This is a genomic window from Haloferax sp. s1 (assembly GCF_058382125.1).
In genome coordinates this window covers 7,061-21,889 of the sequence record NZ_JBZRPK010000715.1, presented here as the reverse complement: position 1 = coordinate 21,889, position 14,829 = coordinate 7,061, and the positions used below count along the sequence as shown (strand labels likewise).

The following is a 14,829-nucleotide window of genomic DNA, read 5'->3' as shown; positions in this document are numbered from 1 at the left end:
TCTCTCTAAGTGAACACCCGGTCGCGTGGAGCTGGACGGCGAACACCCTGACGGGTGTCGCCGTCCGCTCACGCTCCCAAGTTTCTTCATAATCCGTCTCAAAGCACTCGCTGAGCAGGTCTGCGAGCATCTTGACCAACTAACTCAACGACCTGCTCGTTCCTCAAACTGGCTTAACTAGACAGTGCCACAGAGCCCGTTCTTCGGAAGTTCGAAGACGCGGGCGGCCGAGTCGCCCTCATCGGTGACCCGCAGTCCGCAGAAGGCATGAGCATCTTCGGTCTCTTCGCACCCATGCCGCGAGGCGGGTCCGGCGGTGACGCTGGACTGACCTCGGACTACGGTATCACGTTCGGGTCGTCGTCGCTGTACAACATGCACGACTACTACCTGAACCACCAGAACGTCTACGCCACGCCGCAGAGCAACAGCTCGCTGACGGAAGGCGTCGACAAGGTCGTGTTCCGCGACGCTGCACCGGTTTCCCTCTCGTCTGACGCCGGTTCGGCTGTCCTCGCCACGGGCGACCAGACGAGAATCGAGACTTCGCGTCAGTCGGGGCCGTTCACCGTCGCCGTGCAGGGTGACAACGTCGTCGCCATCGGTGACTCCGACTTCATGTCCACCCAATCGGCCTACGAGGCCGACAACGAGGTCCTCGTCGGCAACCTCGCCGACTTCCTCGTCACTGGTGACAAGACCGAGGGCGCTCCGGCACCGGTCTCGACCGGCCAGAACTCCGGTCCGCCGCGCGCCCCCGCGTAAGCTCGCTTTCTGAACACGCGCAGCCATCATTTTTCATTTTCTCGACCGCAGAGCGGACGCTCAAGTCGGACACTGCGACGTAGGTCCAATACTTCACTCGTCGCCGCCGTCTGTCGTCGCCGCTGATTCGAATCCGTCGCTCGCCTTGAGACGGTCGACGAGGCGGTCGAGTGCCTCGGGCGGAATCGCCTCCACATCACCCGATTGGACGCCCCAGAGCGTCGCGTACAGCCCGCCTCGTGCGACCAGTTCGTCGTGTGTACCGGATTCGACGACTCGCCCGTCGTCGAGGACGACGATACGGTCGGCGTGTCGAATCGTCGAGAGACGGTGGGCGATGACGAGCGTCGTTCGCCCTGCCGTCAATCGGTCGAGCGCGCGCTGAATGAGTAGCTCAGTCTCGGTGTCGACGGCGCTCGTCGCCTCGTCGAGGACGAGAATCCGCGGGTCCTGAAGCATCGCGCGGGCGATAGACAGACGCTGGCGCTGGCCGCCCGAGAGTTTCACGCCGCGCTCGCCGATTCGGGTGTCGTAGCCGTTCGGAAGCCGCGAGACGAAGTCGTGGGCTTCGGCTGCTGTCGCGGCCGCGACCATCTCGGATTCGCTCGTAGCGTCGAACGTCCCGTACAGGAGGTTCTCGCGGACCGTCCCGTCGAAGAGGTAGACGTCTTGGCTGACGTAGCCCACTGCCGACCTGAGGTCCCGTATCGGGATGGTCCGAACGTCGCGTCTATCGACTCGGACCGCGCCGTCTGTCACCTCGTACAAGCGCAAGAGGAGTTTTGCGGCGGTCGACTTTCCCGCGCCGGTGGGGCCGACGAGTGCGACTGTCTCACCGGGTGCGGCCGCGAACGACACGTCTTCGAGCACCTCGCGGCCGTCGGCGTAGGCGAACGAGACGCGGTCGAATTCGATGCGCCCTTCGATGTGGTCGAGAACCGCGGCGTCGGGGTCGTCGGCGACGACGACCTCGCGGTCTGCGAGGTCGAAGATTCGCTCACCCGACGCGCGGGCGTTCTCGTAGGCGTTGACGATTCGACCGGCTCCCGAGAGGGGGTCGATGAATCGCTGGGTCATAAAGAGGAACGTGACGAACTCACCGACGAGGAGGTCGCCGGTAAAGGGCGCTGGCGGGCCGAAGATGAGCCAGACGCCACCGATGGCGAAGGTGGCCGCGAAGGCGACGCCCGCGAGGAGTTCCATCGACGGCTGGTAGAGGTAGTCGAGTCTGACCACGGCGAGCGCGCGCTCGTAGTAGTCCATCGACGCCTCGGCGACGCGTTCGGTCTCGTAGGGCTCGGTGGTCGAGGCTTTGATGACCTCGATTCCGGCGACGTTGTTCTCGATGCGGGTGTTGAGCGCGCCGACGCTCTCACGGAGCGACCGGTACATCGGCCGAATCGTCTGCATGAACCAGACGGTGAAGACGGCGAGAAGCGGGACGGCCACGAGCGTCACCACTGCGAGTTGGGCGTTCAGGTAGAACAGCACGCCCGCGATACCGACGACGGCGACGACGAGTTGCAGGCCGCCGGAGAGCGTGCTGTCGAGGAACGTCCGAAGGTTGCGCACGTCGCTATTGAGAATCGACAGGAGTTCGCCAGTCTGCTTGTCGTCGAAGAACGCCATGTCGAGCCGCTGGAGCGCGTCGTAGGTGTCGACGCGAACGGCGTGCTGGACGCGATTCGAGTAGACTGCGAGGCCGAGTCCTTGCACCCACGAGAGACCGACACCGGCGGCGAACGCTCCGATGACGAGCCAGAAGCTCAGCCAGAACTGCCCGGCGACAGTCGATGGAATCCACTCTCCCGGAACGAGCGGGAGGCGATACGGCGCGTTCTGGAAGAACACCGCGTCGATGGCGACGCCCAGCACCAGCGCCGGAACGACGCCGACGAGCCGACCGAAGACGCTCGCTATCAGTCCGGCGACGAACCACGGGAGGTTCTCCCGACCGTATTCGCTGAACAGACGGACCATCGGGTCGCGTCCGGATTGAGTGCTCACTTACCCGAGGTAAGCGTCCAGAAGTATATGACGCGCGTGGTGGGGGTTCTCTACGCCCACTTTTCAACGATATAACACCACAATCGATTTCACACTGCCCTCAAGAACGGATGTAATGAACCGCCGGTCCCTCCTCGCTTCGATTGGCGCGACGACCACGGCACTCACTGCAGGGTGCATCTCGTCACTCGAAGAGACGCTCGGCCCCTCGGTTCGTCTCGGGTGGTTCGGCGTCCACAACATCGACACCGAACCCCACGAGTTCGACCTGCTGGTGATTCGAGACGGAACAGAAGTCCACTACTCGTCTCACGACGTTCGGGGGCGAACAGGCAGTTTCAACTACGGCGCAGTCGCGGACTGCGACTGGGACGACACACCCGGCGACTACTCGGTGGGCGTCCGCGTCGACGGCGGTGACTGGAACGAACGGTCAGTCACGTCGCGCGACGCCGACTGCGTCGTCGCGAACGCCCAGTACCTCGACGACTCCGAGTTCTCGAAGTACCGCGACGGACACAGCCTCACTATTTCCGTCATCGAGGAGTGCAATCCCGACCACTACGACGGAATGTGCGCTTTCACGACTCGGTAGCGGGTCGCACCCACGTCGGCGAGTGGACAGGGCTAAGGCCCTCTCCGGCGGAGTCGGCGGTATGCGCCAATTCATCGTCCTCGGCCACGACGCGCCGACGACACCCGACTTCTCGCTCGACGACATCGCCGGTGGTGCCGGTCGCCTCGACGTCCTCTGTCGCTGTGTCAACTCCGCGTTCTTCCTCTCGCACGACATCCGCAAGGATGTACGCGTACACCTCGTCCTCGGCGACGAGTACACCGTCCGGTTCGAAGGTTCGGAGCTTCGGCGACTCAATCCCGACGAGCGCTCTACCGCCGCCCTCGTCCGAAAAGCGCTGGAGAAACGCGAGGAAGCAATCGGCCACATGCCCGCCGAGTCGTCACCGGGAGTCTCCATCCGGCGGATGGGCTTCGAGGAGACGCTCGACGAAGCGGCCCGCGACGCGACTGTCGTCGAACTCCACGAAGACGGCGACGCAGTGGTCGAAGTCGAACCCCCGGAGAATCCCCTGTTCGTCCTCTCGGACCACAACAATTTCACCGATGAGGAGGCTGATTTGTTGGCCGATGCAGCGGACGAGCGGGTTCGCCTCGGACCGGAGATTCTCCACGCCGACCACTCGATTACGGTGGCGCACAACTACCTCGATACAGAAGGCTATTCGCAGTACTGAATCGGGGTCGAGGTGTGCCACTGAGTCGTTCAGTGGCTGCCAATCATAACTGTTAAACGCGGCCGTGGCTTGCGTGAGAATGCGGGCCGGTGGGGTAGCTTGGTATCCTTCGGCCTTCGGGTGGCCGTAACCTCAGTTCGAATCTGAGCCGGCCCATACTGTATATACACCTTTCCCGCATTTTCTTACACTTTCCAGCCACTGCTGGGGGTGGTCGGCATGAGTCTCGCGCCCTCTCGGAAGGCGGGAGACACCGTCGAAACAACCCTTCTACAACACCACACAGAGATACGGCACGTCTCCGACGGCGATTAAACAGAAATTTGGGGTATTCGTGCGGTCACGCATCTGGTGGAAGCAGTTCCGTGAACTCGTTATCAGTGTGTCGTTCACAATATCAAAAAGGCTCTTACAGTCTCCATGAACGGTAGTGAGCCACAGTGATACTGACAGGCATGGGCTGCTGAATAGAGAGACTTCTCCACCTCTCGTTGGTCTGAAGAGCGGATTTATCATTAAATACAATGTATAATCTACCATGGCATACGTCCAGTGTAACGGGGCAGACCTCTATTACGAAGATCACGGCGAAGGCCCCCCAATCGTGTTTCTCCACGGTGTGTTGCACAGCCTGCGTTTTTTCGAGCCGCAGTTAGCTGGTCTCTCGGACAAGTACCGCGCGGTCGCCGTCGATTTCAGGGGTCACGGCCGGTCGGAGAAGACGGAACTGGGCCACACAGTTGCCCAATATGCCCGCGATATTCACACCTTCGTCGAACAACGAGACCTTGAGGATGTCGTCCTCGTTGGATGGTCGTTGGGCGCTCTCGTCTCGTGGGATTACGTGGATCAATTCGGCACCGAACGGATACGAGGACTGGTCGACGTTGACATGGAGGCATCTCGATTTCAGTGGGATGACTACGATCACGGACTCACCGACCTGGAGGGAATCCAGGACACGCTCGCGTTGGCGCAGGGAGACCGGACGAGCCTCATCGAACGCATGACGGAGCAGGTCTTCAAAAACCCCAGCGCCGAGACGAAAACGTTACAGTTCGACGAGATCTCTCGGACGCCGGCCTCAATCAGAAGTGCTATTCTGATCGATGCGGTCACACGCGATTACCGACGCGTCCTCCGCGAGATAGATGTCCCCATGTTGGTGTGCGCCGGGGCAGACGAAGAAACAACACGGGGGACCGTCGCGGCAGTGAGAAACGTCGCGGACCTCGTTCCAGACGCCCAGTTCGAACTGTTCGAAGACAGCGGCCACGGACCGTGCTTCGAGGAACCCGAACGGTTCAATCGGGTCGTGAGCCAGTTCATCGACACACTGTGATCAATACGCGCCCTTGGGGCTTGTTTAGACGCAAGTGTAAGCGAACATACAGATAAATCCCGGTCTAAAGACTAGGTATCTGGGGATGATGTTAGAACCCAAGTCGAGAGAACAAATATTCTCACCCCCAAGTAGACCCGCTGAGAATTCGGGCCTCACATTTTGAGGTTCCCGGAACCGGAGTCCATATCTAACTATCTGATGTCGGAACCGTGCTTGGCGTCCTCCATCGCGAGTTCGACGCCGAACTCGTTTACCGTGGTAGACGCTGGTAGTAGGGGTTCTGTATTCGGAATTGCCTCTGAAACAGCCACTCAGTACAGAGACGAGACTCACCGACTGGACTCGGACTCGACACCACAATCACCCGGTCCCCACTGTGAGTTTAGCGTCTGTCGAATTAGTTCCGGGTTTTATGTGACAGACGATTTATGCTTAGGTCGTATGTCCCCAAGTAAGCCACCCAACCTCATGCAACGAGTTTGTGACCGGCAATTCCGCCGGTCTACCGCGACGATCATACTGGTTCTCCTCGTCGCGCTTGCTGGTTGTAGCGGAGCCCAAACGACTACCACCACCTCCCCCACACCCACATCCACACCCACTCCCTCTCCCTCGGAGTCAGCACCCACGACGAGTGCCTCGGACTCAGTTCGACCGCTGGCTGATGCTGGCGTGAATGCGACGAAGGCGTGGAATCGAACGACACAGATGGTCGGCACACAGATACAACAGCGTCCGTCCATCAAGGTCATCGAAGTCGAGTCAACTGGGTACTTTGGACTTCCGCGATATCTGCGTGTCTTCACGAACGTCTCGAAAGAGCGTCAATCTGGCATTGGTGGGGCGTACCTCCCGTTGAACGACACCGTCGTTATCTACCAACGGACGGTAAACCAGTCGACACCTGACGAGCTGGAAGCGATACTCGTCCATGAATACGGGCACGCGATACAAAGCCGAGACCAGCGATTCCGTCGGAACGGCTCCGGTCCTTCCTCGAAGGACTGGATGGTAGCGACGACGCTTCGTGAGGGGATGGCAGAGTACGTGCAGAAGGCGTACGAACGCCGCTATCTCGACCTCCCATCCGACCGTCGCCAGACCAGATATGATACCTCGTCAACGGCGGAACGATACACGTTTGCCCCGTACTTCTATGGGATGCAATACTACGACCGGCGGGCCGACTCCCCATCGGAGCTTCCTGCAGTGGTTCGGACTCCGCGGGCGACGAGTGAACAAGTACTGCATGCGAACGGTTCCGGAACGGCCCCGCTTTCGGTCGTCGCCTCAGTGAACAAGTCGGTCACGAGAACCCAGACGTGGGGTGAACTCGCTACCCGGATTATGTTACGGGACTCACTGAGAGAAGAACGGGCAACCCGTGCCACAGCGGGCTGGAGCAACGACACGTACTATCAGTTCGGTCCGGAGGGTGCTGACACAGTTGGCGTCGTGTGGGCCCACCGGTGGGATTCGCCAGCTGAGGCGGACCAGTTCGAGGATGCGGCGAAACGCCATCTCGACCGGCAGCGAGCGAATACCGATGCGTACCGATATCGGTTCAAGCGCGTCGCACCGGAGACGACGGTTCTGCTGGCAGGAAACGAGATGTTCCTCGACTCGGTCGCGGTGACTGCGTCCTCGAACGAATCGGTGACAGTCACGGAGCGTCACAGCCAGTAACGGAGTCCTCGATCTTGTACTTCGGCTGCTGAACTGGGTGAAGCGATTCTATTCAGCAGACTGGCAACGAGAGTAGGTTGGTTTGGTTCAGCCGATGTGTCAGCAGTGATTCACGCCCGCCGTAAACTGTGGAATTCTCCCACCGAAAGAAGATAGCCCGCTCCGTGTGAGTGGCAACACTCTCCACCAACCCGTGTCTTTCACCTCCAGTTACATACCAACCGGCTGCGATCCGAATGTAGTTGCGGTAGTGATGGCTCAGACTAACCTGTGAGCAGATGGGTGAATCCGCCAGACGGGCCGTCTTTCCGTTGTGTGGTACGGCACCTTCGGAAGCGTGTCTGGAGGCACACGCTGGTGGTCCGAGCAAGTACAGAAGGGCTGCCTCGGGCGTTGGAGTTCCACTTGAAGCAGGCGAAAGAGAGGTATTCTATGCGTCGTATGTGAGTCGATTCTTCGTGCATATCGCGGGCTAAACACTCCTTAGAAAGCTGCCATCTCGTAACTCCCGTGACAAAAGAGCTATGTCCCGGCCTTGGTTGCACCCGGTATGATACGCCCTGTCCGTGTGGCAACGAAGACACGGTGCGGTGCTGAGAGACTGGTATCCGATGCGAATACCCTCCCAACGGTGACGCAATGACGGACAACTCACCACTCGACCGCAGAACCGTCCTCGGCGCACTCGCAACCGCCGGTATCGGGTCGCTCGCGGGGTGTTCAGCCCTCGGCGGCGATGCGAAGAGCCGCGACGAGGAAACATCGGCGGTCGGAGCCGATACCGCCCGGGAACTCGCAACTCAGTTCGCGCCCACGCTGTACTTCGACGCGGCCGAACAGTGGTTCCCGACGGACCCGCGTCCGTACACCACAGAGCAGGACGGCGAGACGGTCGTCTCCGGTTTCGACGCCTTCAACGGCTACCACGAACGGAAACACGAGACGGGCGAGCAGGCACCGGACCCGACGGTGTTCTACAACGTGGTCCAGTACGACGACTCGCCGCTCGCGGTGGTTCAGTACTGGCTGTACTCGGCGTTCGACCAGTTCTCGACGAACTTCCACTGGCACGACTGGGAGGTACTGCACGTCTTCGTCGACACGGAAGCCGGTGAGTCCGTTGGCGTGCCGCAGCTCTACGTCGCCAGTTCGCACTCGCGGAAGGTGCCGAACAACGAGTTCCTCGACCCGGACCCCGAGCGACCGCCGCGTATCCTCTCCGAACTCGGTTCGCATTCGAGTGCGCTCTCGCTCAACGACAGGCCCGACCGATTCCAGCGACTGCCGACCGGCGAGACGTTCGCGGACATCACAAACCGCGCACTCGACCGCCTCGAGGACCTCGAGGAGATTCCGGTCGCCTACGGACTGCCGCGGGACGAAGGGGCGCGATTGCCGTACGTCGTTCCGGAACTCGACGGCGTTCCACTGTACGAGAACGAGCGACTCCCCTCGGTGACTCGGGACAACCTCGTTGACCAGGCGCTGACCGTCCGGTCGTTCGACGCACTCACTTCCCCGCCGGCGGACCTGCCGGAGCGCTCGACGGGATTGGTGTTCGCTCCGAACGCTGATACTAACACCGCCACTGCCGCCGACGCCGACGTGGAATACACGCTCGTCCCGACGAGCGAGGTCGAACACATCGCTGACTTCGTCGGGCCGCAACTGAGCTTCGAGTTCGCCGTGCCGTCGTTCGCCGAGGACGCCATCGCCAGCCACATCACCACGACGAGCACGCCGTGGACCCAATCGCGGTATGAGAATCCCGCGGCGGACATCTCCGACCCGAGTCATCGGGCCGCACTGGCCGAGCGCTACGACAGTATCGACGGGCCATCGACGCTGAACACCGTCTTCGTGGAAGTTACAGATGCGGTCACGTCCGACGACGCACCCGACGGCGAGGGGCTAACGACGAAGGAACCGACCGTCGAGTCGGTGTTGCTGTTGGAAAGCGACCCCGAGGCGGCTCCGACGTTCGGCGGCATCGGCATAGTACAGGACGTACCCGCGGGGGAGCATCGAATCACCGTCAACGGGGCGGGTGTCGCGCCGCACAGCGAGAGTGTTCGCGTCGGCGAGTCCGAAGACGGCTTCGTGGCGGCTGGTGTCGACGGCGAGATTCCGCTCGTCGCCCGCGAGTCGGCGACGAAACTGGAGGTCGACGCCGACGGGGCCGACAGCGACCTCACGGTCCTCGCGCTGGAAGACGACTTCGCCGGCCAACTGTACGATGCTCCGCTTTCGGGTCCGGATGCCGTCTACGTCCACCGCGGCGGTGCCTACACCGTCGAGGTTCGCGACACCGACGACGAGATTGGGGCCTTCCGCGTGAACCCGGACCCGAACGTCGATTCGGACAGTTCCGAGCCGGGGTCGGATATCGCCGACGCCGTCCGCATCGACACCCCCCGAACCGGAAAGGCGTCGTTGGCGTCGTACCTCGCCGACGTGGCCGAAGAGACGCAGGCGGCGGTCGCCAACGTAGACGATAGCACCGACGGGACCGACAGCCAGCAGACCGACGACGGAGACACATCGACTGGCAACCAGCAGACCGACAACGGTGGTGCATCAAATGCTGTTCAGGGGCTTGCACAGGCGCTCGGTGCCGTCGCCGAGGCTGCTCGGCGGGCAGCGGAACGCGCCGACGCGGGTGACCGCGGGCAGGCCGATGCAAACCTCGACACCGTCGTTTCGCGGCTCGAACGAGTTGCAGAGCGGTTAGCCGCGGCTCGTTCGGACCTCCCGGACGAACTCTTTCAGGCGACCGAGCGTCGACTTACCCAGTCCCGTCGTCGCTCTGAGCAGGCGCAGAACGCAAACAAACTCTGAGGTCGCGACTGCGCCAGCAGGTGCTGTTTGGAAATTCAGTCTCTCAGTGTCGACGCGACACGTCGCTCACCGGTTGAGTTGCTATAGAAAGTGTGTGTTATCGTTCTGCCGCGAGGTGCGGCGTACTAAATTAGTTTAAAGACGCGTGAGGTTCGTCGCGCGAGGGCCCTTGGGGGCCTGCTCGATATCGAATTCCACATCCGTGCCTTCTTCGAGGTCCGGGCCGCCGATGTCTTCCATGTGGAAGAACACGTCGTCGTCAGCATCGTCCGTCGAAATGAAACCGTAGCCGCCAGTGTCGTTGAAGAAATCAACGTTTCCTTTCGCCATTGCTTTTGAACACACACGCCCTTCACGGATAAGACTTGTGAGGGTCGTAGTGTCATGGGTGCATTTTTCTGTGAATCTTTTCTGAAACAGCGGTATCAGTAGACATTTGTTTCTAGTATGTCGGTTCTGTGCGCGCTGACCTAGTGCTTCGAAGAGGATTGCACGCCCTTCTGTGGTATCAGCAGTTTTGAGGCTCGAAAGACGGTCGCTGTCTCCGACGAAATCTCACTTGAGCAACGGCCGCGCAGAAGGTGTCTCGCCGGGGTGCGACCCGAATACTCGAAATTTCAATATTTCCAAAATATCTACCGAACGAAACGATGGCGCGTGGTTCGTTTTTGCTTCGGCCGTCGCGTCAGAAGTCGCCGTTGACGATGTCGGCAACGCGTTGACGGTCGTATAGCTCTGCATCAGCGCCGTACAGGTCGGCCGCCAGACGTTCGGTCACCACGAGATTCGTAATCGGACCCTGGTAGAGACCACCCGCACGGTAGACGTTATCGTTCTTGACTGCGGTGAGGCTGCTTGCCACCTCATGGTTTTTCATATGCTTGACGACCGTGTTCTGGAATTCCTCGGCGGTCTTGGCTTCTTGCCCGCGGATGAGCAACACTTCGGGATCGACCTCCAACAGCGTCTCGTAGTCGATTGCCCCGCGGCTACTGTGGAAGTCTTTAACGTCTGTCTTCGCGAGCGCGTCCTTTACTTTGAGGTCGCGGAGATGCTTGAAGCTCGTTCCAGAGCTGATTGTGTAGGGATAGAATTTCCCCGGTGCGTCACCGCTGGCCCAGGTGACAGCCACCGATGGGCGTTCGCTTCGGCCGGGCACAACTGGAGCGAGGTTCGTCTGGAACTCATCGTGGACCGCCTCGAACGCCTCGTAGCGCTCCTGTTGCTGGAACACCTGCGCGAGTTTCTCGAAGGCCTCCATCAGGGTGTAGTACCGGTAATCTTCATGCCACGGGTAATCCGTCGAGAAGACCGTATTACCGAACACCGGGCCAATGTTCTCGCGCACTTCGTCGATGTCCTTCTGTTCCCACCCCTTGAAGCGGTTCATCAGGAAGTTGGGGTCCATAATGTGGACGTCCCCGTCGAGTTTGTAGAGTACTTCCTTACTGACGCTGCCGCCCTGTGAGAGGGACACCATATCGCTCTTATCGACGCTCAGTCCTGGAATGTCGTCGTAATAGTGCGTGTGATAGCGCGGAGTGAGCCAGACTCCTTTGGGCGGTTCCTGTCCGAGCGCGATACCCATGTCGGCCCAACTCCCATTATTCGCAACCCACGTTTCTGGCACTTGGTCGAATGAGACCTCACCGACCGGTTCCATCGAGGCAGTGTAGGACTGTGATTCTGCCGTCGTTGTCTCTGTCGACTCCGATTGGGTCGAAGTAGATGTGGACGTTGTTGTTGGCGTCGATTCGCCCCCGTTTTCAGTTTGGCCCGTACAGCCAGCCAATATCGCCCCAAGTGCTGTTCCGCCTGCCGCGATGAAACGCCGTCGGTTCATGTGTTTTTAGGGCCACCTAACATTTGATAAACGTTCCGAATTTAGGTGGGCCAAAAAGGTGTGAAATTTATTATATGTGGTGTCTGTATCGAATGATGTTCCGGTTATACACACGCTTGTCTCGTATTTCAAAGATTTGCGAGTTATTCTGTCATGCTGACAATTCTGTGGTTCGAAAGACAGCCACCGTCTCCGACGAGGCTTTACCCGTGGAGCGGCCGTGTCGATACCTGTGGATGCTAACGACGTTCGTCGCAAGTGGGAAGGCCGGTCGGGAGAGTTTTCGCCAGAATACTACGCGTACTACGGACCAAACGAGGCGAGTGAATCGATACGTCGACTCTTCGAGCGATTTCTCGACCCGACTGCGGTAATCCTCGAACTCGGCTGTGGGCCGGGACGCCACCTCTCGCACCTCCACGAACACGGCTTCGAGAACCTCGCCGGCGTCGATATCAACGCCGACTCGTTCGAGGTAATGGCCGACACGTATCCCGACCTCGCCGCCGACGGCACGTTCTACGCCGACGCTATCGAGAATATCGTCACCGAGTTCGACGACGAGCAGTTCGACGCCAGTTACTCCATCGAGACGCTTCAGCACATCCACCCGGACGACGAATGGGTTTTTGAGGAACTCGCTCGGTGTACGAGTGATGTGCTCATCACCGTCGAAAACGAGGGGGACGAACACCAGTCGACGGACGGGAGGTCAGTCAACGACACCCAGTACGACTTCCCACTCTACTATCGGAACTGGCGAGATATCTTTACTCAGTACGGATTCGTCCAAGTAGAGTCGGAACGCGGCGAACACGACACGTTGCGCGTGTTCAGACGAGACGAGTGACGAACGAGGCTGTTATGGGTGTGTCGTCGACTCGGCGCTTGCGCTCGCCAGCAACGCCGTCTCCAACCGCGGCCAGACGGACAGGACAACCCCAGTTGCAACCCAGATTGGCCACTTGACCGGGCTCCCTAACGCGAACAGCGGGACGTTGTTGAGCGTGTGGACCCCGACTGCGAGCAGGAGGTTCCCGGTTCGGTAGTAGACGAGCGCGAACAACACTCCGAGTACGAACAACAGGCCCACGCTCTGGAGCGTCTGCGTCGGTGTCGCACCCTGGTACAGACGAACGGGTACGTGAACGAGGGCGAATACAGATTGAGACCCGAGCAGTGCGAGCCCCAGCGTCGGTGTCGCAGGGAAGTCTCCTCGCTGTTCGACGTACAGACGAACCTGCTCCGCGAGAAAGCCGCGATAGACGACCTCCTCGAACAGCGAGTTACCTGCCAGTTCGGTGACCACCAGCCCCGCGAGAACGACGGGACCCCCTGAGAGTGTGGGGGACGGTCCGGGAATCGTGCCGGTCGAAACGTACGCCGCGGCGACGATGATACCCTGTGCGACGACCCAGACGAGGACGATACTCCAGAGTGCCATCCCGACCTTCGTGCTATCTAACCCGACATCATTCGGCCGGAGCGATTCGCGCCTGAGAATCGCGAGGACGAGGGCGAGCCCACCGAGATAGACCAAAAGCTCTGGCCGGAGGAACCCTCCCGTCGCCTCGTACAAAGGGATATTGACGTTCGCTTTTACCCACGGGTCGACGACGACAGTGAAAGTGAAAAGATAGAGCAGGCCGACGACGGCGAAGACGGCGAGGAACAACCGGGTTGTCCCCCGACGGCTGTTTGGAACGGCGAACCAGGACGCTTCGGAGGGGCGTGTGGACATACGTTACAGCTCCGAGTGAAGATACTCTACCGAGAGTAAATGTCGCCTTGCCGCTTCCCGGCGGTTGAGAACGCGCCGGTTCGCGCCCGGCGACACATCGGCTCGCGGTCGGCGACGGACGTACCGGTTCGCCCCCGGCGACGGACGTACCGGTTCGCCCCCGGCGACGGACGCACTTATCCCTTCCAGTAGCGTCCTCCCCTCAATGACAGACGCCCTCTCGTTCGATATTACGAGCGTCGACGACGTTGCCGAAAATCGGGACGAAGTGGTCGCGGCGGTCGAATCCCACGCCGGAACCATTGCGCGCGAACTCGCTATCCTCCAGGGCGGCGACTACGGTCAAGAGACATTCAAGACGCGCCGCGGGAAGTGGACGCTCAAGTACGAGGCGGGCGCGCTGCAGTACCTCCGGTTCAAAGGCAAATCAGGTGGTGAGACGTACGTCGTCTCGACCAAGCAACCGCCCGAGCCGAAGCCGTTGGCGACGGCGATGCAGGACTACCCGACGTTCGTCGAGGCGTACAACGAACACGTCGAGTCGCTCGACGGGGTTCTCGACGACGTGCCGACCGAGTTCCCGGCAATCACGACGACTGAGGAAATCGTCGCCGAGCGGGACCAACTGGTCGGCACCATCCGCGAAGTCGCAAACACCATCGCGGGTGAACTGAACCGATTCGACGGCGAGTACGGCACGTTCACCCAGCGCGTCGGCGGCACCCGCTGGGAGCTAAAGTGGGATGGCCCGCAAGTGTCGTATCTCCGCGTCGGCGGTGAGGGAGGTGTCTACCTGCTCTCGCAGTACGAACCGCCGTCAGCCCCGGACGTTCGGGAACTCGCCGGTGACTTCGTCGGATTCGTCGAGGCGTACAACGAGTACGTCGACGAGTTAGAAGCCGACCTTGCGCAGGTCTCGTTCGACGGCACGAACTGAGATTCGTCGTCTTTGGAGGGCCCCGTACGCCGACCGCGACGTTTTTGCACTCACCACCGCCACGTGAATCTATGGCTGATGACGACCTCGCGTGGGAGACAACCGACACGCGAATCGACTACTCGTGTCCCGGTTTCGACATCCGCATGGACGACGTGCGACTTCCTGACGGGACCGAGACGGACTTCCACTACGTGGACGAGCCACCGGCGGTCGTGGTCCTTCCCTTCACGTCCGCGGGCGAACTCGTCGTCAAACCACAGCTGCATATTGACGTCCTTCGGGAGAAACAAGGGATCCCCACCGGGAACCACGAGGAGGAGCAGAAACGGAATCACTTCTACATCCCACGGGAAACCCTGGAGGTTAAAAGAGCACAGAGCGTAAAGGATGAATCAGTTTTGCTCAGGGAGC

12 protein-coding genes, 1 tRNA gene and 2 pseudogenes are annotated in these 14,829 nt (G+C 60.5%); 10 read left to right on the top strand and 5 right to left on the bottom strand.

Translation table 11 applies throughout. The features are described from left to right. Positions 1 to 130 (bottom strand): annotated as a pseudogene (locus QT222_RS20430) (IS6 family transposase); the annotation flags it as partial. Between the two features lie 71 nt (positions 131 to 201). On the opposite strand from QT222_RS20430, the pseudogene QT222_RS20425 reads away from it, so the two are divergent. Then, a pseudogene (locus QT222_RS20425) lies at positions 202 to 765 on the top strand (hypothetical protein); the annotation flags it as partial. A 93-nt stretch (positions 766 to 858) separates the two neighbouring features. On the opposite strand, the gene QT222_RS20420 reads toward QT222_RS20425, so the two are convergent. After that, positions 859 to 2,745 carry an ABC transporter ATP-binding protein gene (locus tag QT222_RS20420; RefSeq protein ID WP_491478219.1) on the bottom strand — a complete coding sequence of 629 codons (1,887 nt, stop codon included), beginning with the start codon at positions 2,743 to 2,745 and terminating at the stop codon, positions 859 to 861. Between the two features lie 142 nt (positions 2,746 to 2,887). Between QT222_RS20420 and QT222_RS20415 the strand changes: the two genes are divergently transcribed. From QT222_RS20415 to QT222_RS20390, 6 genes are all read left to right on the top strand, one after another. After that, positions 2,888 to 3,367 carry a hypothetical protein gene (locus QT222_RS20415; RefSeq protein WP_491478218.1) on the top strand — a complete coding sequence of 160 codons (480 nt, stop codon included), beginning with the start codon at positions 2,888 to 2,890 and terminating at the stop codon, positions 3,365 to 3,367. 61 nt (positions 3,368 to 3,428) lie between these two features. Beyond that, entirely contained in the window at positions 3,429 to 4,025 is a 597-nt protein-coding gene (gene trmY, locus QT222_RS20410; protein WP_004059476.1) for a tRNA (pseudouridine(54)-N(1))-methyltransferase TrmY, read from the top strand. An 83-nt stretch (positions 4,026 to 4,108) separates the two neighbouring features. Continuing rightward, positions 4,109 to 4,181 (top strand) — tRNA-Pro (locus QT222_RS20405). A 382-nt stretch (positions 4,182 to 4,563) separates the two neighbouring features. Then, complete coding sequence (locus tag QT222_RS20400; RefSeq protein ID WP_004059477.1) at positions 4,564 to 5,367, top strand: alpha/beta fold hydrolase; 804 nt, start codon at positions 4,564 to 4,566, stop codon at positions 5,365 to 5,367. 675 nt (positions 5,368 to 6,042) lie between these two features. Continuing rightward, positions 6,043 to 7,056, top strand: a complete 1,014-nt coding sequence (locus tag QT222_RS20395) for a M48 family metalloprotease (RefSeq protein ID WP_491478217.1) — start codon at positions 6,043 to 6,045, stop codon at positions 7,054 to 7,056. A gap of 639 nt (positions 7,057 to 7,695) precedes the next feature. After that, on the top strand, positions 7,696 to 9,894 hold the full coding sequence (locus QT222_RS20390; protein WP_491478216.1) for a hypothetical protein: 2,199 nt from the start codon (positions 7,696 to 7,698) through the stop codon (positions 9,892 to 9,894). A gap of 135 nt (positions 9,895 to 10,029) precedes the next feature. On the opposite strand, the gene QT222_RS20385 is transcribed toward QT222_RS20390, so the two are convergent. Together QT222_RS20385 and QT222_RS20380 are read right to left on the bottom strand one after the other, a co-directional pair. Then, positions 10,030 to 10,224, bottom strand: a complete 195-nt coding sequence (locus QT222_RS20385; RefSeq protein ID WP_004041873.1) for a cold-shock protein — start codon at positions 10,222 to 10,224, stop codon at positions 10,030 to 10,032. A 355-nt stretch (positions 10,225 to 10,579) separates the two neighbouring features. Beyond that, positions 10,580 to 11,737 carry an ABC transporter substrate-binding protein gene (locus tag QT222_RS20380; RefSeq protein ID WP_491478215.1) on the bottom strand — a complete coding sequence of 386 codons (1,158 nt, stop codon included), beginning with the start codon at positions 11,735 to 11,737 and terminating at the stop codon, positions 10,580 to 10,582. Positions 11,738 to 11,969: 232 nt separating this feature from the next. On the opposite strand from QT222_RS20380, the gene QT222_RS20375 reads away from it, so the two are divergent. Continuing rightward, positions 11,970 to 12,587, top strand: coding sequence for a class I SAM-dependent methyltransferase (locus tag QT222_RS20375; RefSeq protein WP_004059481.1), 618 nt, complete (start codon positions 11,970 to 11,972; stop codon positions 12,585 to 12,587). 12 nt (positions 12,588 to 12,599) lie between these two features. On the opposite strand, the gene QT222_RS20370 is transcribed toward QT222_RS20375, so the two are convergent. Then, the gene (locus QT222_RS20370) at positions 12,600 to 13,478 is read right to left on the bottom strand and encodes a CPBP family intramembrane glutamic endopeptidase (RefSeq protein WP_491478214.1); all 879 of its coding nucleotides are present in this window, start codon (positions 13,476 to 13,478) and stop codon (positions 12,600 to 12,602) included. A gap of 205 nt (positions 13,479 to 13,683) precedes the next feature. Here QT222_RS20370 and QT222_RS20365 point away from each other — a divergent pair, with 205 nt between their 5' ends. Together QT222_RS20365 and QT222_RS20360 are read left to right on the top strand one after the other, a co-directional pair. Next, positions 13,684 to 14,415: a profilin-fold protein gene (locus QT222_RS20365; RefSeq protein WP_491478213.1), complete on the top strand. Its 732-nt coding sequence runs from the start codon at positions 13,684 to 13,686 to the stop codon at positions 14,413 to 14,415. 71 nt (positions 14,416 to 14,486) lie between these two features. Next, on the top strand, positions 14,487 to 14,829 hold a 343-nt coding region (locus QT222_RS20360), incomplete at its 3' end, for an NUDIX hydrolase (RefSeq protein WP_491478212.1).